General features: G+C 33.5%; 26 protein-coding genes, 1 tRNA gene, 3 pseudogenes and 1 other annotated feature. Of the genes and pseudogenes, 5 read left to right on the top strand and 25 right to left on the bottom strand.

The window, feature by feature from the left end:
• Positions 1-20: 20 nt before the first annotated feature.
• Both THYS13_RS00580 and THYS13_RS13740 read right to left on the bottom strand, forming a co-directional pair.
• Positions 21-1244 (bottom strand): dihydrolipoamide acetyltransferase family protein, encoded by a 1224-nt coding sequence (locus tag THYS13_RS00580; RefSeq protein ID WP_042832681.1) that lies wholly within the window; start codon positions 1242-1244, stop codon positions 21-23.
• 18 nt (positions 1245-1262) lie between these two features.
• Positions 1263-1388, bottom strand: a pseudogene (locus THYS13_RS13740) (SDR family oxidoreductase); the annotation flags it as partial.
• A 3-nt stretch (positions 1389-1391) separates the two neighbouring features.
• Here THYS13_RS13740 and THYS13_RS00575 point away from each other — a divergent pair.
• Positions 1392-1823, top strand: a pseudogene (locus THYS13_RS00575) (transposase); the annotation flags it as partial.
• Positions 1824-2059: 236 nt separating this feature from the next.
• Here THYS13_RS00575 and pgmB read toward each other — a convergent pair.
• From pgmB to THYS13_RS00530, 9 genes are all read right to left on the bottom strand, one after another.
• Positions 2060-2707, bottom strand: a complete 648-nt coding sequence (gene pgmB / locus THYS13_RS00570; RefSeq protein WP_042832678.1) for a beta-phosphoglucomutase — start codon at positions 2705-2707, stop codon at positions 2060-2062.
• 146 nt (positions 2708-2853) lie between these two features.
• A complete protein-coding gene (locus tag THYS13_RS00565) occupies positions 2854-4290 on the bottom strand; it encodes an IS200/IS605 family accessory protein TnpB-related protein (protein ID WP_042832677.1) in 1437 nt (478 codons plus the stop codon).
• Positions 4271-4864 (bottom strand): IS607 family transposase, encoded by a 594-nt coding sequence (locus THYS13_RS00560; RefSeq protein ID WP_042832676.1) that lies wholly within the window; start codon positions 4862-4864, stop codon positions 4271-4273. Before THYS13_RS00560 ends, THYS13_RS00565 begins: the two co-directional genes overlap by 20 nt.
• A 70-nt stretch (positions 4865-4934) precedes the next feature.
• The gene (locus THYS13_RS00555) at positions 4935-5744 is read right to left on the bottom strand and encodes a carbohydrate ABC transporter permease (protein ID WP_042832675.1); all 810 of its coding nucleotides are present in this window, start codon (positions 5742-5744) and stop codon (positions 4935-4937) included.
• Between the two features lie 13 nt (positions 5745-5757).
• Entirely contained in the window at positions 5758-6657 is a 900-nt protein-coding gene (locus THYS13_RS00550) for a carbohydrate ABC transporter permease (RefSeq protein WP_042832674.1), read from the bottom strand.
• 80 nt (positions 6658-6737) lie between these two features.
• On the bottom strand, positions 6738-8000 hold the full coding sequence (locus THYS13_RS00545) for an ABC transporter substrate-binding protein (protein ID WP_042832673.1): 1263 nt from the start codon (positions 7998-8000) through the stop codon (positions 6738-6740).
• A 144-nt stretch (positions 8001-8144) separates the two neighbouring features.
• Positions 8145-10472 carry a glycoside hydrolase family 65 protein gene (locus THYS13_RS00540; RefSeq protein ID WP_042832672.1) on the bottom strand — a complete coding sequence of 776 codons (2328 nt, stop codon included), beginning with the start codon at positions 10470-10472 and terminating at the stop codon, positions 8145-8147.
• Between the two features lie 62 nt (positions 10473-10534).
• On the bottom strand, positions 10535-11545 hold the full coding sequence (locus THYS13_RS00535) for a LacI family DNA-binding transcriptional regulator (RefSeq protein ID WP_042832671.1): 1011 nt from the start codon (positions 11543-11545) through the stop codon (positions 10535-10537).
• Between the two features lie 60 nt (positions 11546-11605).
• Complete coding sequence (locus tag THYS13_RS00530) at positions 11606-12295, bottom strand: 4Fe-4S double cluster binding domain-containing protein (protein ID WP_042832670.1); 690 nt, start codon at positions 12293-12295, stop codon at positions 11606-11608.
• A 136-nt stretch (positions 12296-12431) separates the two neighbouring features.
• Between THYS13_RS00530 and THYS13_RS00525 the strand changes: the two genes are divergently transcribed.
• Both THYS13_RS00525 and THYS13_RS00520 read left to right on the top strand, forming a co-directional pair.
• Entirely contained in the window at positions 12432-12731 is a 300-nt protein-coding gene (locus THYS13_RS00525) for an alpha/beta-type small acid-soluble spore protein (protein ID WP_042832669.1), read from the top strand.
• A 102-nt stretch (positions 12732-12833) separates the two neighbouring features.
• Positions 12834-13349, top strand: coding sequence for a DUF4364 family protein (locus THYS13_RS00520; RefSeq protein WP_042832668.1), 516 nt, complete (start codon positions 12834-12836; stop codon positions 13347-13349).
• Here THYS13_RS00520 and THYS13_RS00515 read toward each other — a convergent pair.
• The 12 genes and pseudogenes from THYS13_RS00515 to THYS13_RS00460 all read right to left on the bottom strand — a co-directional run bounded on the left by THYS13_RS00515 (position 13336) and on the right by THYS13_RS00460 (position 23586).
• Positions 13336-14253 carry a YncE family protein gene (locus tag THYS13_RS00515; protein ID WP_042832667.1) on the bottom strand — a complete coding sequence of 306 codons (918 nt, stop codon included), beginning with the start codon at positions 14251-14253 and terminating at the stop codon, positions 13336-13338. The two genes, THYS13_RS00520 and THYS13_RS00515, sit on opposite strands and share 14 nt — an antisense overlap.
• Before the next feature lie 247 nt (positions 14254-14500).
• Positions 14501-14575: transfer RNA gene (locus THYS13_RS00510), tRNA-Pro, on the bottom strand.
• Positions 14576-15004: 429 nt separating this feature from the next.
• Complete coding sequence (locus THYS13_RS00505; protein WP_042832666.1) at positions 15005-15238, bottom strand: hypothetical protein; 234 nt, start codon at positions 15236-15238, stop codon at positions 15005-15007.
• Positions 15239-15286: 48 nt separating this feature from the next.
• Positions 15287-16570, bottom strand: coding sequence for a folylpolyglutamate synthase/dihydrofolate synthase family protein (locus tag THYS13_RS00500; RefSeq protein WP_042832665.1), 1284 nt, complete (start codon positions 16568-16570; stop codon positions 15287-15289).
• 28 nt (positions 16571-16598) lie between these two features.
• On the bottom strand, positions 16599-17135 hold the full coding sequence (locus THYS13_RS00495; protein ID WP_042832664.1) for a GNAT family N-acetyltransferase: 537 nt from the start codon (positions 17133-17135) through the stop codon (positions 16599-16601).
• Positions 17136-17152: 17 nt separating this feature from the next.
• Complete coding sequence (locus THYS13_RS00490) at positions 17153-19792, bottom strand: valine--tRNA ligase (protein WP_042832663.1); 2640 nt, start codon at positions 19790-19792, stop codon at positions 17153-17155.
• A 41-nt stretch (positions 19793-19833) separates the two neighbouring features.
• Positions 19834-20035: a binding site (T-box leader), on the bottom strand.
• A 76-nt stretch (positions 20036-20111) separates the two neighbouring features.
• Positions 20112-20747, bottom strand: a complete 636-nt coding sequence (locus THYS13_RS00485; RefSeq protein WP_052210438.1) for an HlyD family efflux transporter periplasmic adaptor subunit — start codon at positions 20745-20747, stop codon at positions 20112-20114.
• A 156-nt stretch (positions 20748-20903) separates the two neighbouring features.
• Positions 20904-21215, bottom strand: a complete 312-nt coding sequence (locus THYS13_RS00480; protein WP_042832662.1) for a biotin/lipoyl-binding protein — start codon at positions 21213-21215, stop codon at positions 20904-20906.
• 5 nt (positions 21216-21220) lie between these two features.
• Positions 21221-21667 (bottom strand): annotated as a pseudogene (locus THYS13_RS00475) (ATP-binding cassette domain-containing protein); the annotation flags it as partial.
• 582 nt (positions 21668-22249) lie between these two features.
• The gene (locus THYS13_RS00470; protein ID WP_042832660.1) at positions 22250-22534 is read right to left on the bottom strand and encodes a hypothetical protein; all 285 of its coding nucleotides are present in this window, start codon (positions 22532-22534) and stop codon (positions 22250-22252) included.
• Positions 22535-22700: 166 nt separating this feature from the next.
• Entirely contained in the window at positions 22701-22895 is a 195-nt protein-coding gene (locus tag THYS13_RS00465; protein ID WP_042832659.1) for a Blp family class II bacteriocin, read from the bottom strand.
• 493 nt (positions 22896-23388) lie between these two features.
• Positions 23389-23586: a hypothetical protein gene (locus THYS13_RS00460; protein ID WP_052210437.1), complete on the bottom strand. Its 198-nt coding sequence runs from the start codon at positions 23584-23586 to the stop codon at positions 23389-23391.
• Positions 23587-23897: 311 nt separating this feature from the next.
• Between THYS13_RS00460 and THYS13_RS00455 the strand changes: the two genes are divergently transcribed.
• Positions 23898-24320 (top strand): bifunctional nuclease family protein, encoded by a 423-nt coding sequence (locus tag THYS13_RS00455; RefSeq protein WP_042832658.1) that lies wholly within the window; start codon positions 23898-23900, stop codon positions 24318-24320.
• A gap of 135 nt (positions 24321-24455) precedes the next feature.
• On the top strand, positions 24456-25004 hold the full coding sequence (locus THYS13_RS00450) for a biotin transporter BioY (RefSeq protein WP_042832657.1): 549 nt from the start codon (positions 24456-24458) through the stop codon (positions 25002-25004).
• A gap of 17 nt (positions 25005-25021) precedes the next feature.
• On the opposite strand, the gene THYS13_RS00445 is transcribed toward THYS13_RS00450, so the two are convergent.
• Together THYS13_RS00445 and THYS13_RS00440 are read right to left on the bottom strand one after the other, a co-directional pair.
• Complete coding sequence (locus tag THYS13_RS00445; protein WP_042832656.1) at positions 25022-25579, bottom strand: DUF2680 domain-containing protein; 558 nt, start codon at positions 25577-25579, stop codon at positions 25022-25024.
• 188 nt (positions 25580-25767) lie between these two features.
• Positions 25768-26673: a YckD family protein gene (locus THYS13_RS00440; RefSeq protein ID WP_042832655.1), complete on the bottom strand. Its 906-nt coding sequence runs from the start codon at positions 26671-26673 to the stop codon at positions 25768-25770.
• Positions 26674-26735: the final 62 nt, after the last annotated feature.

The raw sequence follows: 26735 nt of genomic DNA, 5'->3' as shown, positions 1-26735 counted from the left end.
AAGAATGTATTTGATTTTTTTTAATCCATTATTAAAAGGTAAGGTTTTTCAATCAATTCTTTTATTCTAAGTAAAAATTTAGCTGCATCTGCTCCATCCACCACCCTATGGTCAGCAGTCAAATTTAGAACCATTGTTGGCTTTATAACTATCTGACCATTAACCATCGATGGTTTATTGGTAATGGCAGTAATTCCTAATATAGCAACTTCAGGAAGATTTATAATTGGTGAAAAAAATTCTATCCCGTACATTCCCAAATTAGTAATTGTAAATGTACCTCCTGTCAGTTCATCCACACTCAGACTATTCTTCCTCGCTTTTTCTATTAATTCCTCAGTTTCCTTCGCGATTTGAAATAAAGATTTTTTTTCAACATTTTTTAAATTTGGTACAATCAATCCCTTCTCCCTAGCTACAGCCATTCCAATATTTATATTTTTATGAATTATTAATTCATTCCCGTTTATTGTAGAGTTCATATAGGGCATTTCTTTTAATGCAACAGAACAAATTTTTATTAAAAAATGATTGTACGTTAATTTTACACCTTTTTTTTCAAACTCACTTTCTAATTTTTCCTTTAAATCCATAAGTTCTGTCATATCGACAGAAATTCCATAAGTCACTGCCGGGATTGTATTCCAACTAGCAACCATTTTTTCTGCGATAGTTTTCCGTACAGGTGACAGAGGAACTTTCTCATCGTTTTCATCTTCCGAATATTCCTGTATTATAACCGCTTTCTCTTTACTTTTTATAAATTCTTCTGCATCTTCTAATAAAATTCTCCCATCTGGCCCTGTACCTTTAATTTCTCTTAAATCGATATTTTTTTCTTTAGCCAGCTTTTTGGCCGCTGGAGAAGCCTTGATTTCCCTTGACTCTACCTTTAATTCTGTTCCCAATTCTAGTTTTTCTTTAGTTCCCTTTAACTCTGCTGCTTCCCCAACAGAAGCTAATTCAGATTTTTTTACACTTTCAAGTATAGAAGTTATACTTTCATTCTCTCCTGCAATTATAGCAACAGGAGTAGCGGGAGATACACTTTCCCATTCTTTTACCAATATAACTTTTAAAACACCGTCTACATCCGCTTCCACCTCATATGTAATTTTTTCTGTAGTTAATTCAAATAGTATTTCTCCTTTTCTAACTTCATCGCCTTCTTTCTTATGCCATTTAGTGATCGTACCCTCAGTCATAGTAAGCCCTAATTTGGGCATCACAACAACTTGCGCCATTTTTATTACCCCCTTATCCTAATCCATTAACAAGCCACCATCTACATTGATCGTTTCTCCTGTAATATAGCTAGATTCTTTACTAGCTAGAAAAACTACCACTTCTGCAATCTCATTAGGTCTTGCAAATCGTCCTAAAGGAATATAGAGCTACCAGACAATAAAAGAAAATATTTCAAAAGAAGCCGTAAGCTACTTCTTGCAAAATATGATACTTTAACAACAGAACAAAAAGAAGAATTGGAAGTAATGTTCTGGTACAGTGACGACTTAAGGATAGCATACCTTTTAAAAGAAGAATTTAATGATAAAGTATTAAAATGCAAAAATTCAAAGGAGGCAAAAATAGAATTAAAAAGATGGATACAGTTAGCTAAAGAAAGTAAAATTGATGAATTTAAAAGATGTGTGCAAGTATTTAACCATTGGTTTGAAGAAATAACAAATGCCTTTGATATACCTTACACTAATTCTGTAACAGAAGGTTATAACAATAAAATTAAAGTACTAAAAAGGCTTGCATATGGTTACAGAAATTTTTATCGATTCAGAAAAAGGATATTATATTGCAATGCTTGATGCAATGCTATTTTTAGTAATAAAGGATATTCAAGGATATTATAGAGCTTTGATGAAAAGACATAGATAAATATCCACCCATACTTCTAGCTATATCTTTTATCATAACTAACATAATTTAATAAATATTTCTTGTTATAAAATTTATAGGTGGGCATTCAGAAAAAAATACCCACCCCAACTATTGACAAAGAACCATAAAAAATATTCCCCAAATACAGGGGAATATTTCCACACTACAGCAATTCTAATATTTTATCCGCTTCACTTAAATCCTTTAAAATTAAGTCTGCTTCTTTTACCGTTTCAGGATTGCCTACTCCTACTGCATACATCCCTGCTTTTTTTATTGCAGTGATGCCCGCAGCAGAATCTTCTATTCCAATACACTTTTCAGGAGAAATGCCAAGATGTTCTGCTGCGTTTAAAAATATCTCAGGATCAGGTTTTCCATGCTTAATTTCATTTGCATCCACTATATAGTCAAATTTATCTTTTATTTTTAAATTTTCAACAACAGTAAAAGCGTTTTTACTGACAGAGGCAATTGCTGTTTTAATACCTCTTTTCTTAAGCTCTTCAATGAATCTCTCCACTCCAGGCAATAGATCCTCAGGTGTAATTCTCTTTATCATCTCTTTATAGTACTCATTCTTTTTATTTGCATAATATTCTTTTTCTTCTTGAGAATATTTTTTATCACTTTTCTCTAAAATTATCTCTAAAGACTGTAGGCGGCTTACACCTTTTAATCTCTCGTTTATAACTTCATCAAAATATATCCCTAACTCATCAGCGAGTTTCTTCCATGCTAAATAGTGGTATCTTGCAGTATCTGTAATAACACCATCTAAATCAAAAATTACTCCTTGATACCTTGCCATTTTATTCCTGGTTACCTAAACTGTACAAAAGTGCACAGTTTAGATAGCTGGGGTACTTGTAGTCCGCCCTTCAGACTTTCCCAGCCCCAGCAGGCGGTATTTGGGAAAGCCATAGCCCCTGCCCCAAGAAGCAGGAACTCACGCCCTTACGGGTCTCTCCACTTGCCCTGGATTAATAATTCCCTCAGGGCAGAGAAGTCTCTTGGTACCTTCCCAGGAGAGAGTGAAGTTACCACCGCTACCTTGAGAACTCGCCAAAAATCATAGATACTAAAACTTGTTCCATCCAGAGGTTTTAGTACTCTTTCTGGCTCACTCTCAAAGCTTTGTAAAAATTTTATTGCTCTATTTATTTCCTTTATGTGCTTTTTCTTTATATGCTTGTTTCTGACTGTTTTCTTTACATGCTCTTTTAATTCTTCTAATTCATTTCCAGTTAATGTATTGAGAAACTTTATATAATTATCTGGTATCTTTTCTTGCAGTCCCAACCCTCTTCTTGCTATTACATAGGCTGCTGCTATGTCTTTTGTTATCATATACTGCGGTGAATATTTTAACATGCCTATTATTGAGGTGTAAGAAGGATTGACTTCTATTACTTCTATCTCTTCTCTTTTTGCTAGTGTTTTTATTTTTGAAAGAAGTGATTTATAGCTAAAGCTATGTCTTATTCTCCTTGATTTTCTCCCTGAAAAGTCTCCTCTTTTGCCTTTGTCTTTTATGTCTAATCTCTCAATTACTATTGCTTTTCCTTTTTCTTTTGCTATTTTTACTATCTCATGAGCATATTTCCATCTGAAATATTCTCTTTTGTCTTTATTTCCACTTGCAAGCTCTGGCATTGGTATTTTATTATAGCTTATTAGATTGCCTTTTTCATCTGTTTCTGTCCATGATATGTTGTCTGGACATGCGTTTATGTCTATTCCTATGACTCCTTTTTCTTTTGTTATTTTTATTTCTGGATATTCTTCTTCTATAGCAAAATAGGCGTATATACTGCCATTTTTAAGTTTTAATTCTACAGAGTAGGGTATGCTTGATTGGGCAATTTCCTGAAGGAGTTCTTCTCTGCTTTTATTCTTTTTATATCCTGCCTCTATTCTGGCATATACATATTTTCTTTCCCTTACATTTATCCTTAAGAAAGTACCATTTTCTTTTACTTCTATTCTTGTGTTGAGATTTCCTTTTTTGCTTTTATCTCCTCTTGAATAAAGATTTCCTTTTCTCTTCTCCTGCCACCTAATTTTTAATTTTTGATATTCTTTCCCGTTTATATGGCGTTTTTGTAGTTTTTTAAACAAGTCTCTTCCTGCAAAAATGACTTTCTTTGGATTGTTGTCTAATTGTCTAGATGATTCTAATACACCTCTTGCTTTCATTATTGCATCATCTACATATCTTGAGTTTAAGTTAAAAATCCCTTGAAGCTCTCTTTTTAGTGTGTTTCTATCATAACCTTCTAAGAGTCTCTTATATGCAAATCTCATGCAGGAGGACCATCTTCTCATTAAGTTTAATACTGTTTGTTTGTCTTCTTGACTTAAAAACACAAGTTTAGCTTGTATTACTATCATGTTTTTTCGAACCTCTTCTCCCATAAATTCTTGCTGCGAAAGATGTTACTATTGCTATTAAGTCCTCTGCTAGTTCCTTATTTGCATCTTCTTCATTTTCTTTCCCGTTTAAAACTATAAGTTCCACCCCAAAGCTTTCCATGAAAAATTTGAGATATTCAAAGCCAAATCTCGCTAGTCTATCAGGATATTCTATTACAACTTTTTCAACTTCTCCTCTCTTGATTTTATTTAAAAGCTTTAATAAGCCTCTCCTGTTTTCATTTACTCCACTTGCTATTTCAGATATGACTTCATACTGCCATCCTTGGGAATTAGCGTATTCTTCAAGTCTTCTAATTTGATTCTTAAGATATTCTTCTTGTTTCTTCGTGGACACTCTTGCATACAAAACTACTTTAGGTTTTGGTTCTTCTTCCAGCATGCCTAATAATTTCTCTATATCTTCTTTTTTGTACCTTCTTCTTCCTTTTGGTGTTCTAACTGGGGTTATTAATCCTTCCTTTTCCCAGTTTATTAACGTAATTCTGCTTATATCATACAGCTCTTTAACTTTTTTTATAGTTAATAACATCTATCATCACCTAATTAAAATTATATCATTTTTTACTACTAATTTCAACTGTTTTAGCCTCCTTCGTTGCTTATTTTAATCCCGTTGTAGATATTCCTTTTACAAAATATCTCTGGAATATTAAGAATATCAATATAGTCGGTAATGTCAAAAGTATAGCTCCTGCCATTACCTGGTTCCAAAATTGATAATACTGCCCGTAGAAAGAATTAAGGCCTACAGGTAGTGTATACATATTATCAGTGGATGTCAAGAGGCTAGGCCACAAGAAACTATTCCAATTGCCAGTAAACATAAAAATGAATTGAGTTGCAAGAGCAGGTTTAGACAAAGGCAAAACTATTTTAAAGAAAATCCCAAATCGTGACAAACCATCAATTGTAGCTGCTTCTTCTAATTCTTTGGGAAGAGATAAGAAAAATTGCCTCATTAAAAATATTCCAAAATTGCTGGTCAAAAATGGAATTGTAAGGCCCATGTAAGTGTTTACCCAGCCTAATTTGCTGAGAAGGATATAAGTTGGCACCATTACTACCTGTCCTGGTACCATCATGAGAGCAAGCACAACCATAAACAATAGATTTCTTCCAGGAAAATTTATTCTTGCAAGTGCATATCCTGCCATAGAATTAAACAGTATATTGCCAAACGTTACTACAGCTGCAACTATAGCGCTATTTATAAACCACCTTAAAAAAGGAAATTTTGTAATTATCATTTTATAGTTATCTAAAGTTAAATGTTTTATATTTACAGCAAAAGTATTTAATTCACTGGTGGGTTTTAGAGATGTTATTATAGACCATATAAAAGGACCAAGTGTAATTACTGCATATCCTACTACAACGATATAAAATAAAAGCCGCAACACCTTTTTCATCTATTGCCACCTCCTAATAGGTTTCTTCTTTGAAAAGCTTTCGCTGTATAAGAGTCAATATCAAGATTATTACAAATAATACAAAAGCCATAGCTGAAGCGTAACCCATGTTAAAATCTCTAAAGCCTGTCCTATATATATCCAGCACGACTGTCATTGTAGCATCAAGAGGTCCACCAGTCCCTTGCGATACTACATAGGCTTGATCAAAAACCTGGAAAGTACCAATTAATGACATTACTAGATTAAAAAACACTATTGGTCGCAACATTGGAAGAGTAATTTTGAAAAATCTCTGAAATTTATTAGCTCCATCCACTTCCGCAGCCTCGTACAATTCTGATGGTATATCCTGTAGCCCGGCAAGAAAAATCACCATGTAATTACCTACAGAAGACCATATCGCCATCATCATGATAGAAGGAAGCGCAAACCTGACGTCATTGAACCAAGTAGGTCCTTGTATGCCAAATTTAGCTAACAAAGCATTAACTAAACCATCTGCTTTAAATAGATATAAAAATATTACAGAAACTGCAACTGTGGATGTAACAGTTGGTATATAATAAGCAACTCTAAAAAATGTTTTACCTTTAATATCCGAATTTACAATTAATGCTAGTATTAAGGCAATAATTAGCTGTGTTGGTACTACTCCTAAAGAATAAAGTGTTGTATTTAAAAGAGCTCTTTTAAACGTTGGGTCACTGAATAATTTTATATAATTTGCAAATCCAACCCATCGGTTTGCTTCAGAATTTAAAAAAGAAAATTCTTTAAAACTTATAATAAAAGCATAAATTAATGGTCCTATTAAAAAAATAGATATTGAAGCAATAAAAGGCAACATAAAAGCATACCCGGATAAAGCTTCGTATAAATACCTTTTTTTCATAGTTATTTTCGCTTCCATAAATAATACATCCTTCCTTTCCACCTTAAAAAATCATAATTGCAGCACCTTACCAAAATATAAGGTGCTGCTTACTTCAATTATTGTCCAACTTCCTTTTGTGCATTGTCAAGAGCTTGTTGAGCACTACTTAGTTGCTTCATTATTAATGCTTCACAGGCTTTATTAGCCGCATCTACTACCTTTGTGCCATACAAGCCGAATTGCCATGGCACAGCATAAGAAGCACCATCTATAAAGGCAGCTCTTTCAGGATATTTTTCTTTAAAGCCTACTTCCATAGACTTTCTAGATGGAAGCGCAAGCCCTGAATCTACGACAAATTGCTGTCCCTCTTTGCCAGTTAAGAATTCAATAAGCTTAAATGCTTCGTCTTTATGTTGGCTGTTTTTATTCATCACATATGCAACAGTGAAAGCCATTGTAGATTTTTGCTTGCCTGCTGGAAGCTCTGCTATACCATAGTTTAAATCAGGAGCTTTTTCTTTGAGGAAGGGTATCATCCATCCACCTTCTATCGCCATTGCAGCTTTTTTAGCAGCAAAAGCATCTCCATTCCAGCCTTCTCCCATGTTTTGTGGTGTGTCAGCAACTTTGTCTTTTGTGATGAGACCTACATAAAAATCAAGTGCCTGTGCATTTTGAGGAAGATTTAAAGTAACCTTTCCATCTTTATACACTGACCCGCCATTTTGATTGATAAAAGCATCAAATCTTGCAAGGTCTGCTGATAAAACCAAACCTTTAACACCGTCTTTTGTCAACTTTTTAGCTGCGTCTCTTAATTCCTCCCATGTTTTTGGAGGCTCTTTTATTCCAGCCGCTTTAAACATGTCTTTGTTATAAAACAAAGCTAAAGTATTAAAATCCTTTGGCAAACCATAAGTTTTTCCTTCCCACTTAAAAGCGGAAAGCAAAGAAGGTTCGAAATCATTTACATCCACATTGTATTTCTTAATATAATCATCTAATGGCTCTAAAACTCCTGAAGACATAAGCTGTGGTGCCGGCATGCTGTCAAGATAGAATATATCTGGTGCTGTATTTGACGCCAGTTCTGTTTGTAATTTTTGCATGTAATCTCCCACAATTGTCTCAATTTGCACATCTATATTCGGATATTTTTCTTTAAATTTAGCTATTTGGTCATCCACTATTTTCTTTTCTGCTGGAGATGATGACCACATGCCTAATTTTATAGTAACTGGTTTTTGTGTCTGGTGTTTTTGTGTATTTGTTTCATTGGCACTGGAAGTATTATTTTTACTAGAGGAACAGCCAGCCAAAACAGTTGCCAGCAAAAAGATCGTTAAAACAAAAATACTTAAAAGTTTTTTACTCATTACCACTTTCCCCTTTCACAATTTTATAGTAAAATATCTGATTGAGAACTTAAAATTTTACTCTAACTCCACTTATCCCCCCTTAAAGCTTAATCAATTTATTTTTAAGGTATAGCAGGTTACCACCTGTCTATACCTTTTTGACTATTCCATTGTTAGCTCTTTCCCTTTTAACTTTACTTTTATATTTCCTTTTCCTTTCAACTTTTTTACTGTCACTTCCTGTTTTGTAACAATAACCTCTATTAAATTATCCTTCCAAAATACTTTATAGGAAAGCTTGCCCCATTTTTCTGGCAGCCACGGATTTATATTTAATATCCCTTCTTTATCAATTTCCATTCCGCCAAATCCAAAAACAGCTACTTGCCATGTACCACCAGCAGATGCAGCATGCAAACCTTCTTTAGTGTTCCCCTGATTGTCCACAAGGTCCACGTTGGCACTTCTCATAAAAGATTGGTATGCGTTTTTGTGGTCTCCCACTTTTAACCCCATAATAGCATACATGCTGGGACCTAATGAAGATTTGTGCATAGTTCGCTTTTCATAATATTCGTAATTAATTCTTTTGGTCTCTTCATCAAATTCCTCACCTAACAAAAGCATTAACATTACAACGTCAGCCTGTTTAATAAGCTGGGTATCACCCAATCTCGTTATATCAACACCTTCAGGCCATATAGGCATATTGTTTTCATCAAATTTATCAATAACATAATCTTTTTTGTCAAAATATCCCTCAAATTGTTCTATCAGCTTTTTGTCTTTGTCATAAGGTATATATATTTTTTCTTCAACTTCTTTCCACTTTTCCATTTCCTCATTTGTCAAACATATTTTGTTTGATATAGTATAATAATGTTCATGGTATTTTTCTTTTAACATATTGATTAGTTCAAGTCCCTTTTTAATATTCCATTTTGCAAGGTAATTAGTATATGCATTATTATCAACATGTTCATGAAATTCATCAGGACCTATGACATTGTTTATTTCATACCTGTCTAATTCTTTTATATATTCACATCTAGATACCCAAAACCTTGCAGTCTCAAAAATGACTTCTGCACCATAGTTTAACATAAACTCAATATCCTCTGTCGCTCTAAAATACTCCCACACTGCAAAAGCTATATCAGCAGTTATATGATGCTCCAAATCACCTGTCCATATCCTTACAGGATTTCCCATGTAATCAAATCCCCATTTAGGTGTTTCTTCCTCTCCTGTATCTGCAGATTCCCAAGGATATTGTGCTCCCTTATACCCATTTAAAGCTGCATTTTTTCTCGCTGCATTAAGCATATTGTACCTGTACATTAGAAGTGCCTTTGCCGCTTTTGGATGCACATATATGAAAAAGGGAAGCATAAATATCTCCGTATCCCAAAAGATATGACCTTTGTATCCCTCACCATGAAGAGCTTTCGCAGCAATACTTACTAAGAAGTCATTTTCATTGACAGAACTCATGAGATGAAAAATATTAAAACGCAAAGCTTTATCTGCTTCTTCATCCCCTTCAATATTTATATCTGCAACAGACCATAGTTCATCATATACTTTAATATGCCTTTTAAGCTCTTTGTCAATACCTTCTCCAGCAAAATTAAAGAGTTCTCTTTCCACCGTCGTCTTTAATAGGTCTTTTCTTACGTCTTTTGAGGTATAAGTTATTACAAATTTGTCAATTCCTACTGTTTTGTTCTCTGTAGCATCAAACTCAAAGTACTCAACACTCATTTCACCCAATGACAAAAATCTTCTAAATTTAGCTATGTTATTTTTCTCTTTATCTTCATAACGATATATCCTCACAGTACTGCCTGTGGCAATGCGAATATCATCGTCAACAGTTGCTGTTTCAAGATAACTCCCACTTTTACTCAAACTGATATTGTCAACCACTTTCAAATGCTTTATTCTATACTTTGGGCTATCTGCTGAGTTTAAAACAGTCCCATCAATAATGCTCTCTATACCTACAACGCCACTGTAATTTATAGGTGTTACAAATAGCTTAATTGCAGAACGATGAAGGTCGCTACGGCTTATAAACCTGTATCCCTCAATTCGAGTAATTCTATCTTTGCTGTCTTTTATCAACATACTCCTAAATAGAATTCCTTTTTTCATATCAAGGATTCTTTTAAATTCCAGTAACTGGCATTTATTTAAACTTAATTCTTCACCTTCAGCATACAACTTTATTCTCAACCAATTTTGAGCATTTACTATTTCTCTAACCTGCGCATCTGACTTGTCAAAAATTCCTGCAATAAAATTTCCCGGCTTTTCTCCCTCGCTTCCTTCCTCAAAAGTACCTCTTACGCCCATGTAACCATTTGTAAGTGTAAAAAGGGTCTCATATCGAGGATTTAGCTCTGTATTATACTCATTTTGGAAAATAAGCCATTTACTTTCACTTATTAAATTGTTTACATTATCTAAAAACATGTGCTTTACCACTTATATACCTCCATCCCTACCAAAAATTCTATCCGAAACGTTTTGGATACTTTTTAAAAAAATTATATCTTTCTAGCTGAATCTCTAATTACAAGCTTATGAGGTATTAATATATGCTGAGGCTTTTCCCCTTTTATAATAGATAAAAGATGTTTTGCTGCATTATATCCCATCTTAAAAGTATCTTGTCTTACGGTAGTAAGTCCAGGAGTAATCAAAGATGCAAGTTCAATATCGTCAAAGCCTACAATAGAGATGTCATCAGGAACTTTCATTCCTAAGTCCTTTGCTGCTTTGAAAGACCCTATTGCCATCAAATCAGAAGCATGAAATACAGCAGTTATTTCCGGATGTTCAAAAACCAACGTCTTAAAAGAATTATACCCACCTTCTTGAGTAAAATCATCAAAAACTACATATTCCTCTTTATAAGGTATATTATTTTTTTCAAGAGCTTTTTTATAACCTTCTAACCTCTCAAAACTTACAGCCGCATCATTATGACCATTTATAAATCCAATATTTCTATGTCCTAACTTTATAAGATAACTTGTAGCTTCAAAAGCCGCCTGAACATTATCCGAACTTACATATCCCACTTTATCAGTCAGTATCGGTATATCAATCAGGACAGTGGGAATTTGTGTTTTCTTTATTTCTTCAATATAAGGATCACTCAATTTTAAACCTTCTACAATAGCCCCTTCAACCTTTCTGTCATTGCAAAGCTTCTCATAAGAAGTTACATCTTGGCTTTCTGGGTCTACAGTAAAAAGTATAAGGTCGTATTTATCTTTCCTTAATCCTGCTTTTATACCCGCAAGCACTTCGAGAAAGAAAGGATGATACGCCCCCGGTTTTATTAACTCAGAAACAACCAATCCAACCGTATGGGTTTTATTTGTGACAAGCCCTCTTGCAATGGAATTTGGAGTATAATTTAATTGCTCTGCTATTTTTTTAATTCTTTCACGGGTTTCCTCGCTTACATCCGGGTATCCGTTTAAAGCTCTTGAAACCGTTGTAACAGATACACCCGCATATTTCGCTATATCCTTTATTGTAACCGCCATTTAATATCCACCTTTTCCAAAACGTTTTGGTTGTTTAATTTCATTTTATCAAAAACCTTTTCACCTGTCAACAGATTTTTTCTTTCCGTAAGGACAGACTTCCATACAAATACCGCATACATAGCCTCTTCCAATGTGTTTAAAATTTTTATTCATATATTCACTACAAGCTCTCGCATCAACTATTTCTTCTCTCGGTATCCCCTCTTTCCATAGAGTACCATAAAGTGCCATAGCAGGACAGGCATCTACACATAATTTACAGATGCCACATTTACTTTTAGTAATGGGGCTTCCTGTTTCAAAAGGCATATTTGTTAAAACTGTTCCTAATCTCACTCTTGGTCCATATTTTTCAGTCACAAGAAGACCATTCTTTCCTATCCAACCAAGCCCTGCTCTTGTAGCAGCAGTTTTATGTGGAAAAAGTCCTCTGTATTCTCCCAAATCAGCAATCGATTGAGACGCAGGAACAGCTAATGCTTTATAGCCCCATTCTTCAAGGAGAAGGACAGTCCGTAAAGTTATTTGATCAATCAATGTATTTATAGACCTATAGTGGTGATAATAAGTATGGGTAGGTTTATCTGTTATCTCATCCACTATTCTGTCGGACAACTTTATTACAACAGTAATGCCATAAGAAATATCTGAAAGATTACCAGGTATGATACCTTCAAGATTTGAAAAACCTACTAAAGAAGCTCCCCATTCTTTTATTTTTTGCTCTAAAATTTTTTGTTTTTCCATCTTTTTCAACCCTTTTAGTAAAATTTATGCACATAAATATTTTAACACAATAAAATATATTTTTTTAAATTTTTCAAAGTATATTTTTTATCCACCTACACAAATTAAGTATGAGAAAGAGTAAGGAGGGATTTAAATGGCAAGAGGTAGTTGGAATGATCGTCCAAAAATGGTACCAGAGGCTCACAAAGTCCTTGATAATATGAAATACGAAATCGCATCAGAGCTTGGCCTTCCAGTTAAGCAAGGTTCTGAAGATTATTGGGGATATGTAAGTAGCCGAGATTGCGGCAAAGTAGGAGGACAAATGTTAAGACGAATGGTTCATTTTGCTGAATCTGCCATGGCAAGAGGCATTAGTATATATGGTTCTACTTCTGCACAGGGGGGCCCACAAGGAGCTGCAGGAAGTGAATCAGAATACATGCAAAAATAAAAAGATAAAGAGAGTATTTCGTATACTCTCTTTTATTATTGCATATTTTGTGATAGAATTAACTTAAACATACCACATATAGTAATAATGCGAGGTGGTAACTTGGCGTACGAAATACAAGAATTAGCAGAAAACAAGTTAATTATACTATACATCTTAAACAGAATAAATATGCCTATTACAGACGAGCAAATAAGCAAAATTATCTTAGATAACAAACTTATGAACTATTTCTATTTAAGACAATACCTTGACGAGTTAATAGAAACTGGTTTTATAAAATTAGAAGAAGAAAAATATTTTATTACAGAAGAAGGTATAAACATTTTAAAACTATTTTTTACAAGAATTCCCTTTGAAATACGGCAAAAAATAGACGAATACATCCTCTTAAACAAAGAAAAAATAAAACAGGAATCTCAATATATAGCCACTTATTACAAAAAAGGCGATAATCAATATATAGCTAATTGTAAAGTCGTAGAAAATGATATAGTTTTGATTGAGCTAAATATAAATGTAGTAAACAGCGAGCAGGCAAAACTTATCTGCGATAATTGGAAACAAAAATCTCAAGACGTATATGCATACATAATAAAAGTCCTCACGGGTCAATAACAAGGCCTTGGGGCTCTTTTCTTGTTTCAATAAACTTTACTACCCTCATTTCATCAATGTCAATTATATTCACTTTGTTTTCTTCTGCAGAAGAAACATAAGCATATTTATCTAAAATACATAAATACCCAGGTGCATATCCGCAATAAACTTCTTTTTTCTGTTTTGTTAATAAATCTATTTTGCATAGCGTATTAGAGCAAGAATTAAGTACATATAAAAAGTTTTCCTTTTTCCGTACCATTGTAGGAACTTTTCCTACTTCTATCTCACCAGTTACTTTAAAACTTTGCAGGCTTATTACAGAAATTTTCCCATTTACCCCTGTTTCAAAATAACTGTTTACCACATACAAATAGTCCCAATCTTCAGAGAAAATCATTCCTGTAGGTCTTGCCCCTGTTCCAATAAAATCTACAATACTATAACTAAAAGGGTCGATTAATAAAATTTCATCGGAGTTCATATTGCTCACAAAAATCAAATCATATTTTTCATTGTAAATTATGTCCTGGGGGAAACTTCCTACTTTAACTTGCCCTATCACTTTTTTCTCTCCAATATCAAAAATACTTATAGAGTCTGAGTCCCCATTAATCACTAATATATAATCTCCATGCATAATGCCATTATTAGGATAATTACCTACATACAGAGAAGTTTCTGAAGTAAAATCTTCTAGGTTTATTATACTAATTGAATTATCATAAGCATTTAAAGAATACAGTTTCTGCCTTTGTTTATCTAAAATTAATCGATGAGGACCACATAAATATTTAGAATAGACATTTAAGGGCAGATGCTTATTGTTATATGATTTAATCTTTGCAAAATTTCTGTGATTTGTCTTCAAATTAACTCGCTCAATAATATCTTCTCCCATATTGGCAATGTAAATGTACAAAACACATCCCCCCACATATTAGCATAATTCCATAATATGCAGGAGGATATATTTGGGAAACCAATAACTCCATAAAAAATCGCTCACTTAAATTGTGAGCGTATTGTAATATTTTTGTAAATTTACCACCAAAGTAGTCATATATCATATCGATATATTTTGGTCGTTATCCTAATGTTTGAGTTACTTCGCAACCACACGTTTTTTAGCCTGTTGATAAGTCCGAAAACCTGCACAATTACTGTCATGGTCGGGGCAACAGGATTTGAACCTGCGACCTCACGGTCCCGAACCGCGCGCGCTACCGCTGCGCCATGCCCCGACACATTATTCATTTTATCATACTCCTTTCCTTTTTTCAATAAACAAAATAAAATTAAGCCCTATCCAAAGTGTTAAAAATATTAAACCATTTTTCAAAAACCGTTAACTTATAGCAAATTCTTCGAGAAATTTGGCCATAAAATGAATTTTTAAATTTTATAAATGCAATTGACAGATAAATGAATTAAGTGTATAATAAAATTATCAAATTGGAAAGGGCGATTGATATGACTTATTTAGAGTTAGAATTTATGCGCTCTTCAAAAGAAGTGAATGCACCAATTAGAACGTTGAAGAAATGTAATGCAATTACATGTATCCATAATTGCAACAATTTTTGTGTGACCTATAAAGATTTTAAGTGCGATTTTCAAGAAGAAATTAAAATACCTGAACAATAAATCAGGCGGTCGAAAGACCGCTTTTATCATACGTCTATTATTTTTTCCATCAATTCATTCATGTTATATTTGATTTTTTGTTCTCTAGCAATCCTTAAGAGCCTCAAATATTCTTGTCTTGCAAAATCGTACTTCAGCCTTGCTAACTTTATCTTGAGGTAGTTGTCATTTTCCAGCATTTCTAAATTTCTTTCTGCTTCTTTCATCGCCTTTAGTGCTTTATCTATCTCCCGTAACAACGCAGTCCCTGTCATTTCCATAACAACCACCTTCTCTTTACGACCTTTACACCTTACATTATATTAAAACTATGTCTTAATTATTACCTTTTTAAGCATAGCCCTCACATAACCAATCATGTACAATGACCCACAAAAAAGTACCATATCCTCTTCCTTAGCTATATCCAGGGCGTATTTTACCGCTTCTTCAATATTTTCAATCGCAATCACTTTTTCTTTTTCTATCCGCTCTGCAAGTTCACTTGCCTTATAAGCTCTTTCACTTATTGGGGTAGTTGTTATTATAATATCTGCCTCTGACACAATGATATCCAGCATTTTCTGCGTATCTTTGTCTTTAAGCATTCCAATTACTAAAATCAGTCTATCATATTTGAATAATTTTAGAGACTCTTTTAAAACAGTCATTCCTTGAGGATTGTGAGCACCATCTATTACTACGTAGGGTTTTTTTCTCATTACTTCCAATCTTCCAGGCCATTTTGCCCTGTAAAGCCCTTCCTTTATATCTCTTTCTGTAATTTCATATCCATACATTTTTAATTTTTCCACGCTCTCTACTGCCAAAGCAGCATTGTAAATCTGATGTTCTCCCAATAAAGTAACTTTTAAGTCCTTGTATTTTTTGTAGTCAAAAATCTGAAAATCAGGGTTTTGTTCTTTTATAATTACGTTACTTTTTTCAAGTACAGTCAAATAAGCATTTCTTACCTCACATGCTTCTGTGATGACCTTCATCGCTTCTGGCTGTTGATAAAAACTTACCACCACTCCATTTCGCTTGATAATGCCTGCCTTTTCATATGCAATCTCGCCTAAAGTATGTCCCAATCTTTCTGTATGGTCATAATCAATAGTGGTTATAACAGAAACTAATGAAAAATTAATAGCATTTGTGGCGTCAAATCTGCCTCCAAGCCCCACTTCCAATACTACAAAATCCACTTTTTCATCATAAAAATATTTAAAAGCAATTGCAGTTATCACTTCAAATTCTGTCGGATGATTGTAGCCATCCTCCACCATACGAGATATTATAGGCTTTATATATTCAACATAATAAATCAACTTTTCCTTGGAAATATTTTCTCCATTTATTCTCATTCTCTCTTCAAATTCTTCGAGGTAGGGAGAAGTATATAAAGCTACTTTGTATCCAGCCTGCTGCAAAATGCTGCTTATAAAAGCTGATGTAGAGCCTTTTCCATTTGTACCAGCAACGTGGATAATTTTAAGGTTTTTTTGAGGATTCCCCATATAATTTAATAATCTTCTTATATTTTCCAATCCCAACTTTATGCCAAATTTGTATGTATCATGTATGTAGCTAATTGCTTCTTCATAGTTCATTTAAACCCATCTCCCATATAAACGGATTTTACAAAAACAATCCCATCAAAACCTCATCTACGTATTCATCACCAATTTTAAACTGTTTTTTCCTTCTACCCTCTTCTTCAAAACCAAATTTCTTATAAAGGTGTATTGCTACCTTATTAGTACTAAAAACACTGAGGCAAAGTTTTTCATAACCTTTGCTTTTTGCCCAATTAATAGCTTCCGTAAACAACTTTGTCCCGATTCCTATATTCCTAAATCGAGCGTCTATACTTATACCTATTTCTCCTACATGTTGTACTTTAGGAGATCTTCCCCCATAATAACGGAAGAGAGTGAGGCAGCCTACGATTTCACCACCGTAGTCTGCCACTAGGATCAAATCTTTGTTGCGGTCTAAATTTTTAATAAGCTGTTTTTCTTCCTCCTCAGACCAATTAAATGTCTCTGACACCATATACAATTTTTCTCTTCCAACACTGTTTAAAAGCTTTATTATCCCACTCGCATCTTTTATCTTAGCCTCTCTTATAACCAGTTGAGACTCTTTTTTGGGCCTTTTAAACAAAGATAACATACAAATCCCCCTAGAGGTTAACTCTTTAATAACTTAAGTCTCTCCTCTATGTTTTTAAGCATTGTAGTATATTTTTCTAATTTCTCTCTTTCCGCACTGACTACTTTTTCTGGCGCTTTTTTGATGAAATTTTCATTATTTAAAAGCCCTTGTGCTCTTTCAATTTCGCTTATCACTTTTTGTCTTTCTTCATTAAGCCTCTTTATCTCTTCTTCTAAGTCTATTAAATCTTCAAGTGGAAGTACCACCAACCCTCCTTCTATTGCTCCACTCAAAGCTTTATGAGGAATTTTACTTTTATCTGTTTCAATTACAACTTCGCTAGCACCTGCAAGTTTCATTATATAATTTGTACCCACTTCAAACATCTTTACATAATTTTCATTTTCAACAGCCACAATAACTTTTGCTTTTTTAGAAGGGGAAACATTTGCTTCTGCCCTTAAATTTCTAATGGTCCTAATAGCTTCCATTATAATATCAGCATTTTTCGCTTCTTCAGTGAAATCCAGCTCTTCTTTGTATTTCGGCCATTCAGCAATCATTATACTCTCGCCCTCATGAGGTAAATTCCGCCATATTTCTTCAGTTATAAAAGGCATAAAGGGGTGCAAAAGCCTCAAAGTATTATCAAGCACATATCTTAAAACAGACTTTGTAACCTTTTTAGCTTCAAGGTTATCACTGTATAACACAGGTTTACTAAGTTCTATATACCAATCGCAAAATTCGCTCCACACAAAGTCATAAAGTTTTGTCGCAGCTATTCCTAACTCAAATTTTTCTAAATTCTCTGTCACTTCTTTTACTATATTGTTATACCTTGTCAAAATCCACTTATCAGCAATAGTTAACCCCTCTGTATAAAGATTAGTATCATTATCAGTTAAATTCAGCAACACATATCTTGAAGCGTTCCACAATTTATTTGCAAAGTTTCTGCTGAGTTCAACTTTATCTTGACTAAACCTCATATCGTTTCCTGGAGCATTTCCTATGACTAATGTAAACCTTAAAGTGTCTGCTCCATACTTTTCAATAACCTCTAACGGGTCTATTCCATTGCCAAGAGATTTGCTCATTTTTCTACCTTGAGCATCCCTGACTAAACCATGTATCAAAACATGCTTAAATGGTACTTCTTTCATAAATTCCAAACTCATAAAAATCATTCTTGCAACCCAGAAGAAAATTATGTCATATCCCGTAACAAGTACATCTGTCGGATAGAAATATCTTAAATCTTCTGTTTCTTCTGGCCAACCCATAGTAGAGAAAGGCCAAAGTGCAGAACTAAACCAAGTATCTAATACATCCTCGTCTTGATGTATGTGTATGCTTCCGCACGCTTCACATTTTTCTGGGTCTTTACGCGATACAGTTATATGACCACAGTCATCGCAATACCAGGCAGGAATTCTATGTCCCCACCATAATTGCCTTGAAATACACCAATCCTTTATGTTTTCTAACCAATTAGTGTATATTTTTTCGAATCTTTCAGGCACAAACTTAATTTTTCCTTCTTTTACAACTTCTAAAGCAGGTTTCGCTAAAGGCTCCATCTTTACAAACCACTGTTTGGAAAGTAGAGGCTCAACTACTGTATCGCACCTGTAACAATGTCCCACATTGTGAACGTGGTCTTCAACTTTTAGAAGTAGTCCGAGATTTTTGAGGTCTTTAACTATTCTTTCTCTCGCCTCATATCTATCAAGACCTTTATATTTTCCTCCGTTTTCATTAATCGTCGCATTCTCATTCATTATATTAATAAATGGAAGATTGTGTCTTGTCCCCATCTCAAAGTCATTTGGATCGTGAGCAGGTGTAACTTTGACAGCACCTGTTCCAAATGAAGGGTCAACGTAACTGTCAGCAATTACAGGTATCTCCCTTCCTACAAGTGGCAGTACCAAAGTCTTACCTACCAGGTCCTTATACCTTTCATCATCAGGATTTACAGCAACTGCTACATCCCCCAGCATCGTCTCAGGCCTTGTAGTAGCTATAACTACATATCCATCTTCACCTTTTATGGGGTATTTGATGTACCACAAATGCCCTTTTTGCTCTTTATGTTCCACTTCCGCATCAGATAAAGCAGTGTTGCAGTCTGGGCACCAATTTATTATCCTGTCACCTCTGTATATAAGCCCTTTTTCATAGAGAGAAACAAAAACTTCTCTTACCGCCCTTGAACATACTTCATCCATAGTAAAGCGTGTCCTTGTCCAATCACAAGAAGAACCCAACTTTTTTAATTGGCTTAAAATACGGTTTTCGTATTTGTCCTTCCATGCCCATGCCCTTTTCAAAAACTCTTCTCTTCCTATTTCTTTCTTCGTGAGCCCCGTTTCTTCTCTTATCGTGTCTAAAACTTTTATCTCCGTTGCAATGCTGGCATGGTCTGAGCCAGGTATCCACAATGCTGCATAACCCTGCATTCTTTTCCATCTTATCAATATGTCCTGCAAAGTATTATCAAGTGCATGTCCCATATGTAATTGCCCTGTTATGTTTGGAGGCGGTATAACAATAGTAAATGGCTGTTTTTCAGGGTCTATTTTAGGAGTAAAATATCCTTTTTCCATCCAAAAAGCATAAATTCTATCTTCAAATTCCTTTGGATTGTAGGTTTTAGCTATCTCTTTCATGCCTTACACTCCCTCCGTAAAATTTTAAAACCCTTTCACCCATAAAGGGCGAAAGGGCATTTCGCGGTACCACCTTCATTTATCACTCAAGCTATAACGGGCAGACCCGTTTAAACCTACTGGACTTCGGTTTACAGGCTCCAGAGCTACCTTCAGTGTACCTTTGGCGGGAATCCTTTCAGCCCGTGGGATATCCCTCTCTTTAGCCAGTATACACTTACTCCTCTCTTTCATAGCCTCATATTCCATTTGATATATAATATATATAAAATCTCACCAATTGTCAACAGTTAATTCCCTACAGGTTAAAGGAACTCAACTAATCTTTCAAATTGAGTTGTTCTAAAAGATAGTAAAGCATTTTTTCCCTATGGCCAATAACATGGGCTTCTACTATCATGCCTACTCTTATGTTTTTCTCTTCTCTTTTACGATTGTACAAAGGTTTATTGTCAATAGTTGCCTCTGCTTCATAGTAATTAAGCCCACTTTGTTTGTCTAATCTCGAGTCTATACTTAATTTTACTATTTCACCTGACAGCTCCCCATACTCTTGATAAGGCAAAGCTAAAATATGATATTTTATTTTTTGACCAACTTTTACGTTTGCAATATCTTTGTTAGGAATACAAAGTTTTACTATATATTCTGGATTATCTGGAATAATTTTAACCATTTCTAATCCACTTTGTACTAAATCCCCTTCTTTTATACTCGTTATCATATCAATTTTGCCGTCTGCAGGAGAGTTTATTATATAATCCTCAATTGCAAGATTTACATTCTGAAGGTTTCCTTTTAATTTCTCTATTTCTTTTTCATCAGAGTAGATATTATCTTCTATTTGAGCTATGGTATCTGCTGTGAATTTTTCTACATTTACATTATTCAAATTAGCTTTAATTTCCTTGAGTTTTTCTTCATTTTGCTCGATATTTGCCTTGAGGCTAAGCATATATTGTTTTTGATATTTAGCATATATCCATTTTTATAATTTGCAAGTTCTTCTCTTGCATTGTAAATTGCTTCCTGTGCCTCTTCAATTTGCCTCAACAGTTCACGTTGTAATTGCTCAATTTTATCCTGTCTCTAATTAATAATCATTTGATAATCAAAATTCTAAGTTTTTATGCTCTATTACGTATAAAGCATCTCCTTTTTTCACTTTTTGACCATCTGTAACATATATTCTCTCCACATTGCCTGTCACTTTGTCTGAGATGATAAATTCATCTTTGTAAGGTCTTATAATTCCGTTTGCTTTAACAACTATTTCTTTCTCGCTAAAATAAGACCATATCAAGAAAGATATAATGAGAAGTAATAAAATATAAACAGAAACACTCTCAATAGGATGCGGTTTGGATTCTAAAAGTTCTCTGCTGTCTGTAAGTTCTTCTATATTTTGTACTATCTCTCTCACAAAAGTCACGCTCCTATCAAATTAGAGGCTGCTGCTTCTCCATCTCCAAGTTCGTAATTAGATATTGGAATTTGATCCTTCCATAATTCATAATACTTTCCTCCTAATCTCATTAATTCTTCATGACTACCACTCTCTACAATCTTTCCTTTATCCATAACATATATGGTATCACTTCTCATGATAGTACTTAATCTATGAGCAATTATTATAGCAGTAATATCTTTACTAAATTCATGTATCATATCATGTATTGTTTTTTCGGTAGTACTATCCAAATTACTAGTAACTTCCTCCATTATTAATATATCAGGCTTTTTCAAGATTGCTCTTGCTATTGCAAGTCTTTGTTTTTGCCCACCAGATAAATTTGCACCATTTTCTTCTATCATAGTTTCATATCGTAAAGATAGACTGTTAATAAAATCATGAATCTGGGCTTTTTTACAAGCCTACATATAATACAATGATTCCTATTGAGAACATATTGAGAGTTTTCACTAATCTATTTGGAAGTATAGAATCCATTAAGAATTTAAAATAAAACGAACCTATAATTCCTAATACAGTAAATATTAGGAATAAATTATAAATAACAAAGAAACCTTAATTACAGGAAAATTATTTAATTTTTCCATCAAAAAATTGACACCATCCATTTATTTACCCCTTATCTTTAGGTTCTATTGGTTCTATCAAGAGCTAACACCAACTGAGATAGACCATTTACCGTTGATGGAGGTAACTTTTTATTATTTTAGATCTTATGTCCTTTTTTATTGTCCTGCATATTTTAAATTATTTAATTTATTCAGTAGATTAACTAATTTACCAAGTTTTCTTTCATATTCACCATTTCTTTATAACTATTTTAATGCTTACTAATATAAAAATAAGCTGCATCGCAATTTTTTATATTAGGTTGTTTTGTGTATATGTAACGTTTTAATGTCCACCTTTTATTCTTAAATTTACTTTATGTTTATTGAGTGTATTATACTACTTATTACGTTTTTTAAGTTTGCTAATTAAAATTAAATTCCCATTATAGAAAAACATATAGTCAATAAAACTGATATGGAAATTGCCCAGATAAATCCTATAATTATTTTTTCTTTCACTTCATCAGGTTGTTTCAATGGGGAATACTTGTAATTCTTAGTGTATACTATATAATTAAGTATTAAAATTACACATGGGTCAAATATCAAAGCTATTACCACTACAATATTTGTATTAGCAATATTACCTGAAATCAATAAGTTCATTAAAAATATCAAAGAAGACAAAACTGCAATTACAGAAATTAAAAAAGTCAAAAAAAAACAACAGTTTTTCCATTTTCTTAGAACCCATTTTATCGTACCTCATTTCTTTAGTTACGAGTTATCAGCAAGTAAACTTGCTGATAACTCGAAGTTCAATTAGATTAATGGCTAAACCCATAGCCAATTGTTGCACCGCCTATACCAGATGCGGTAACTGTTAAATCCGCAAGGGCAATTTCACCTGATGTTCCAGCTCCAAGATAACAGCTACAGGTATAAAAGCAAGTCCACCACTAACCGCTAAAGCTGCAGCCCCTAATACAACGCCTGTACCTGCTGCAACAGCTGCCCAATTAACTCCACCATTAACACCCATCAAATCATCTTCTGTCAATTCTACAAACCTATTCATTGTAATACTGCTTCCATCTCTTTCCCTCTTCTCCTTTCTGACTACAATCGCGCGATTTTCATCTATTTTAACCTGCTATTCATGGCAAATTTTTTATCACTTATGATATACGTAAAAAACTCGCTTTTATTTCTCGATTTTTCCTAAACTCACATCCATTTCTATATCCTGCCTTTAATTTAGCATAAAATTTTTTTGTTATCTACTACATTTTTCTGTAGTTTTTACGTCCTTTAATCTAAATTAGTAAAAAATGTAACTAGAGCATTGGCTGTACAGACATAAATATTGTACAAAATTAAATCTTTATCAGCTAAGACTGCTATAGTTAAAAATCTTTCTCCTAACAAGCCAAAACCTGTCATTAATTTAAACTAAAAAAATGTAATAAATACAATTTACTCTATTAGACCCATTTACCAAGATTATTATAGATTTCCTTTTCATATACCATTTCCAAAAGGTACCCATCAGTATCGGTTAATAAAAACACCTATCTCTCTTTGAGTTGCTTGAAAATACTATTAACGTTTTTTCTAAAAACATTTATAAGTTCGTTATTTTCACTTATTTTTAACCGCAACTCCTGTTCTTCCAAAAATATCAAAGGATTACCTATAGGCTGTGTAAGTCCCATTTTTAAACATCTTTTATGAGAATAAAGCACTTCATCAAATATTAATTTATTCATAGGGCATCACCTTATTAATTCTCACTCTCTGTAATTTTATGGATTTTGCAAACACCTTATCAAACCTACTATTTTCTAACTTAAATCAAAATTTAACATACTTTTCGACCATTTTTTATATTATATCACTTAATTTATAAAATTTGTTGATTTTGGAACGAAAGTGTCGATTTTGGGAACGAAAATGCATTTTTCACCTAATATTTCCCAATTTACATTGAGTTCTCGGACTGTGTAAAAACAATCAGATTAAATTTGCATAAGTATGATATAATGATAATAAGAAGATGTTTTAAATCGAGGTGTAAAAAATGTTAAAATTTCGTGTTAAGGCAATTACGATGGACGTGGAAGGAAATTTCTCCGTCCTATTGACAGATGAAGAGGAAAAGAAAGTTTTACCTATAGTTATAGGTCCACTAGAAGCTCAAAACATAGCAATACCTCTTCAAGGAATTACACCGCCTCGCCCTTTAACCCCCGACCTTTTAAAATCTGTTATTGAACAACTGGGAGGAAAACCCGAAAAAGTTGTGATTACTGATTTAAAAGATGACACTTATTATGCGGAGCTTTATATAAAACAAGGGGATAGAGTTATAAAATTAGACTCAAGACCCAGTGATGCGATAGCTTTGGCAATGCGCACTGATATACCAATTTTCATAAATGTTCGTTTAGCGGAATTCACCTATGATATGGCAGATTTAAAATTTGATGATGGCGATAGTTAAAATTCTACTGGCCCTCTTAAAAATTTAAGAGGGTTACTTTTTTAAAAAATTGTTAACCATTATTCAAAAATAGTTGACAATTCTTTTTTAAAAAAATATAATAATTGTTGTAATAATACATTGTGGAGGGAAAATATGATAAAAACTAAAGACATGATTTTAGCTTCTCTTTTTGCTGCTATTACTTTTATAATGGGCTTTGTAAAAATACCCTTACCTTTTTCTCCAGTACCTATCACAGGACAGACTTTCGCAGTAATGTTAGCTGGAGGACTTTTAAATCCTACATCAGCATTTTTAAGCCTTTTTATTTTTGACCTTTTAGGTGCAATTGGAATACCTGTATTTTCTGGACTTAGAGGGGGTTTAAATGTTTTAGTAGGACCTACAGGAGGATATATTTTAAGTTGGCCCTTTGCAGCTTTTTTAATTTCTTCGACTTTAAAAAATAAAAAAGCAAATTTTATCAATGTTTTTTTAACATATGTCCTATTTGCAATAATTCTTGTTTATATTTTAGGAGTAACTCAGCTCTCTTTTGTTACAGGAATACCATTTAAAAAAGCCATTTTAGCCGGGGCACTTCCTTTTATACCTGGCGACTTAATCAAAGCATTTATCGCTTCTTATCTCACTTTAAAATTAAAGCCTGTTATAAAATCTAATGAAAAAAGGCAAGGTTGAACCCTTGCCTTTTTCACCTATTGCTGAACAGTTGGGCTAAAGTTTCCTCTATAGCCTGCTCCTTTATGCGCTCCTTTAGCACCAAAACCTGCTCCCAAACCTATACCTGTATTGCCATTATAATTTTTCCCAAGTCCAAGACCTAAGCCAGCACCTGAACCTTTACCATATTGACAGGTTCCATCCCATGAATTTATCCTGTCTTCAATGGTTTTTTTGATTGTGTCAGCTCTCTCCTGAGTTATTTTACCCTCTTTAACTAATTGGTCTATTAACCCCTCTTTTTGTTCAATTAAAGCTTTTTTCAGATTATCAAGTGTTATGCCATTTTCTTCTGCAATCTGAACTATTGTTTTCCCTGATTGAAGTTCACTTAAAATTTCATCTGCTGTCTTGCCAGTCAATTTTGCGAAAAAATCTGCATTTCTACTCATTCCGTATCTTGGTGCTGTCGTAGAATATTGACGTGGCGTTGAAGAACTAGCTGTATCACCAGTTATGGCTGCATAAGCAGCTATTCCACTTAAAAGCATACCTCCTGTAAGTACTACTGCTACTACCTTTTTGAGCTTCATTTAAAACCACACTCCTTTTTTGATTTTTTATTTGCTACATCTATATAATAACCTTTTAGTTTGAGGTAACTATATTGAATTTGTGAAGGATGTGTGAACATTTTTTTAGAGTAATATGAGGGTTCCTACTATGCAAAAAAGAGAAAAGAGATGGCATTTATCCATCTCTTTTTATTCAAAAAATTCAATTAGAGAGAGTTACTATATCCTTGAGGAGCAGTATTGGTTTGCCAATTTTTATTTTGCCATTTACCTTTAAAATCTCCTCTTCTTCCTTCAAAATGTTTGAAAAATCCTTGAGGCAATCCGTTTTGTTCCATATTTTTCACCATTGTATCAATTCTATTTTTAATCGTATTGCCTTGGTCCTGAGTAATAACTCCAAAGCTTACAAATTTATCAACTAATTGTTTTTGTAATTGCGCCATTTGTTTAAAATAATTCATCAGCTCTGTTTTTTGCTGTTCTGTAAGTTTGGAAGGATCAACTTCTCTTAAGATAAACCCTAATCCATCTTTTCCTTCAAATAGGCCTTTAAAATTGATAAATCTATTTTTGTCTATATTAGTCACAATATTATCTATTTTGCTTGTGATTTTGCTTGCTTGGTCTTGAGTCAATAATCCTTCTGATGTTAACTTATTTACTTCATCTTTTTGTAGTGCTGCCATTTGTTTATATATTTCTGTTAAAGCTGCTTTTTGCTGGTCCGTGAGCTTTGAAGTATCAATTCGGCCTATCCCAAAAAACCCCTTGTCAAATCCTTTGCCACCACCAATGAAGAAAGGAACGTAATCTTGATTTGCTTTATAAACTTTGTTTTCAACGGTTGCTATTATGTTTTCTGCTTGTTGCTGTGTTATAAGCCCTTCTGATAATAGTTTGTTTATAAACTCTTTTTCAATGTCAGCTATTTTTTTGTTGTAATCTGTAATGATTTGCTTTTGCTCTGGAGTAAGCTTTGATGTATCAATCCCTAAGAAGCTTTTCACTCTTTCTGTGACTGGGAAATTAGTATTTGCTGCGAAAACTGTCAAAGGAATTGCTAAAGCTAATACAACTGCTAAAACTATTAGCCATTTGCTTCTTTTCATATTATTTGTCCTCCTTTTCAAAATTTTTTGTTGCATCTTAATAATATCTCAACAATTTTACG

The sequence above is a fragment of the Thermoanaerobacter sp. YS13 genome (assembly GCF_000806225.2).
GTDB classification, from domain to species: Bacteria; Bacillota; Thermoanaerobacteria; order Thermoanaerobacterales; family Thermoanaerobacteraceae; genus Thermoanaerobacter; species Thermoanaerobacter uzonensis.
The sequence above is the reverse complement of the archived record's forward strand: the minus strand, read 5'-3'. Positions and strand labels throughout refer to the sequence as shown.